The sequence below is a fragment of the Bradyrhizobium sp. KZN70725 genome, from assembly GCF_055264925.1.
Map to the genome: position 1 here is coordinate 1 of NZ_JBUYWT010000221.1, position 439 is coordinate 439.

2 protein-coding genes are annotated in these 439 nt (G+C 55.6%); both read right to left on the reverse strand.

The features are described from left to right. Window positions 1-173: nucleotidyl transferase AbiEii/AbiGii toxin family protein (locus tag ACZBJS_RS42810; RefSeq protein ID WP_463440371.1), on the reverse strand; the 173-nt coding region annotated here is incomplete at its 3' end. Further along, the coding region (locus tag ACZBJS_RS42815; RefSeq protein ID WP_463440370.1) for a hypothetical protein at window positions 139-439 on the reverse strand (301 nt) is incomplete at its 5' end. The genes ACZBJS_RS42815 and ACZBJS_RS42810, both read right to left, overlap by 35 nt.

Sequence of the window (439 nt, forward strand, 5' to 3'; positions counted from 1 at the left end):
TGCGGATCGTCGATGAAAGCATCGACGTCTTTGCTGAGGCGGTGCGCGCTATGAATCATCAGAGCGGTACCGCCTCCAAGCACCCAATCAGGAACAGGCTGTCCGTTGGATCGAAAGCGCTCTAAACCGGTAATTGCTCTATCGAGCAACAATCGCCAGTGAGACAAGATCACTCTCCAAATCCAAGTTTTGCTCGCCTGTTTTGGTCTTCATGACCACGTACGCTTCAGCAAGCCTAGACTTGGAGATACCGTGACCGGCAGCAAAACTCAAAATCAAGTGCAGCGAAACGTCGGTGAAGAATGTCGCGACGTGGACTGGCCACTCGCCAAGCTCCGCCCGCGCAATGCAGTGCTGGAGCGTTGCCGCGCTGATATCCCGCTTGAATGGTGCGTTGACCGTGGCCAAAACAAGCTTGTCGACGGCCGAGATGCCCCCG